Annotated in this window: 2 protein-coding genes; both read left to right on the forward strand. The window is 32.9% G+C overall.

The features are described from left to right. Window positions 1-55 precede the first annotated feature (55 nt). The gene (locus tag AB3X49_RS20825) at window positions 56-1,183 is read left to right on the forward strand and encodes a serine hydrolase domain-containing protein (RefSeq protein ID WP_367964477.1); all 1,128 of its coding nucleotides are present in this window, start codon (window positions 56-58) and stop codon (window positions 1,181-1,183) included. A gap of 285 nt (window positions 1,184-1,468) precedes the next feature. Continuing rightward, entirely contained in the window at window positions 1,469-2,626 is a 1,158-nt protein-coding gene (locus AB3X49_RS20830; protein ID WP_367964479.1) for an agmatine deiminase family protein, read from the forward strand. Window positions 2,627-2,739 lie beyond the last annotated feature (113 nt).

Raw genomic sequence — 2,739 nt, forward strand, 5'->3', positions numbered from 1 at the left:
ATATAGAATAGAATGGAAAAGTATAAAGTGAAACTAGATAAAAGAGGGTTCCCATATGTTTAAGAAATGGTTAATCGCTTTCTTTATTTTTGCTATTTTTTGTGGGAGTGTCGCTGCACTCATACATGCAAATAAAGAAAAGAAATACAGTTTGAAGGCATTTTCAAATTTTGAGGATAAAGTTGGAAATGTTCAACCGAAAGTTGATGCGAATCAGCAAAAACGTTATGATATTGCAGCAACGAAACTCGATCAATATTTAAAAGATAAAGGATTTAACGGAACGGTTCTCGTAACGGATAAAAATAATGTGGTTTTACGAAAAGGCTACGGGTATGCGAATATAAAAGATAAAGTTTTAACAACGCCAAGAACAAAATATCGCATCGGTTCCATAACGAAAACAGTAGTTGCAATATCTATATTACAGCTAAGAGAAAAAGGGAAATTGAATATTGAAGACAATGTAAATAAGTATATTCCATCGTTTCCAGCAGATAAAAACATTACGTTACGAAATTTGTTAACACATACGTCCGGGTTACCAGATCAGGGACAAGGTAGTGTTGATGCGGCATCACGTTTAAAGTTAGTAACGTGGATTGGAGCGCAAAAGTTGCAATTTCCTGCAGGGACAGGATGGAAATATACAGATTATAATTATATGGTACTTGCGTATATTGTAGAAAAGATATCGAATAAACCGCTTGCTGAATATGTGAAAGAAAACATTTTTACTCCTGTTGAAATGAATGAATCTGGTATGGGTGCAACTCTCCCTGAAGATATTTTCTTAGCAGAAGGTTACACGAAAAAAGATAATGAGTTAATAGCTGCACCCCGCTTAAAAATGAACTGGCTGTATGGTTGTGGTGAAATGTATACGACCGTTGAAGATATGAAAAGATTAGATGAGGCTATTATGGATGGAAAGCTGATTTCTAAACAAAGCTTATCAGATATGTTTACAGTATCACCTGCGAGAAAATATGGATTTAGCTTCTATATTTACCCAGATTATTATCATAACCACGGTGTATTAGCTGGCTGGAACACTTTTAATAATTTTAACTGGGATAAAAGAACGTTTGTAATATTATTCTCTAACGTACAAAATGGTATGAATGATACATTTAATCAAGAGTTTAGGAAATTAGCGAATGATTTAATAGAAGGAAAATAATTATTTAAAAATCGGTATTGATATAAAATTATCAATACCGATTTTTTTATTTAGTGAACAAGCATGTATGAGAGGGGATTAGTATTAGAATAAATTTATGAAGGAAGTTAAATGATATGGATGTTAAATATAGGAAGTGTATTTTGTGAATGTCATCTATTTGTATTGAAATTATGTGATTATCATGCGGAAGAATAATTGGTAATTTTTACATTGATGAAAAAGCTTGAGCTTCACACTATGTTAAGCCTTACATTATTGTAGACATGAACAGGAGGTTGAAAAATGAAAAAAATAGTAAAGTTTTGTTTAATAGCTACATTATCTACAACGATTATTAGTGGATGTTCTTTTGAAGGGAATAATGAAAATGTCAAAGGGAAAGAGGATAAAAAAGTAGAGGTACAGAAAAACGCTGGAAAATATACGATGCCGGATGAAAAAGATAAACATGAAGGTACATGGCTACAATGGCCTCATGAATACACATATGGTCAAGAGTATAAACAAGAAGTTGAACCTATTTGGATTAAGATGGCAAGTGCTTTAACTGAGGGTGAAAAAGTCCACATTGTTGCATATGATGAGGAAGAGAAAGAGCGAATCAATAAGCTTTTAATAGATAAGGGGCTGAATATGGATAAAGTTGATTTCTTTATCGCTCCTACTGATGATGTGTGGGCAAGAGATAGTGGACCGATTTTTGTTTATGACAATAATAAAAATCTAAAAATATTAGATCCAGCATTTAATGGTTGGGGAAAGAAAACTCCATATAAAAATGATACCCGTATACGTGAGAATGTTAGTAAACAATTAGGGATTGAAAGAATTGATTGGGGGAAATTTGTCCTTGAAGGTGGCGCAATTGAATTAGACGGCAATGGGACTGCTTTATTAACTCGAAGCGCAGTAACGAATGAAAATAGAAATCCTGATTTATCAGAAGCGGAAATTGAAAAATATATAAGTGACCTTGGGGTGACAAACTTTATTTGGTTAGATGGAGTGCCTAATTTAGATATTACTGATTTTCATATTGATGGATTTGCTAAATTCCATGATAAATCTACAATCGTAACGATGGCAGAAGATGACTTGGCTGAATGGGGCTTGTCAAACAAAGATATGGATAAATTGTTAGATGCAAAAAATGCTTCAGGACAGAAATATAAGTACGAATACTTACCGCTTAGTAAAGATAAAGTTACTTTAGAAGGTGGAAAAACTCTAGATTATAAGGGGTCGTATATCAATTATTATGTTGGGAATACAGTTGTATTGGTTCCTAACTATAATGATCCAAATGACAAAATCGCAAACGATACGATTCAGAAATTATACCCGGATCGTAAAGTAGTGGGAATTGATGTGAGAGAGCTTTATAAAAATGGCGGAATGATCCATTGTGTGACACAGCAACAACCGATTCAATTGAAGTAATCGATTATAGTTTCGTTATGTTGCTTTATAGACAAAATAGGTGAAATGCTATCTTTACTTATTTTGTCTTGTTTTAACATCTGTAACAAGAACGGAATGTATAATTTTAATGT

This window comes from Bacillus sp. C30 (genome assembly GCF_040838255.1).
Classification (GTDB): Bacteria; Bacillota; Bacilli; order Bacillales; family Bacillaceae_G; genus Bacillus_A; species Bacillus_A mycoides.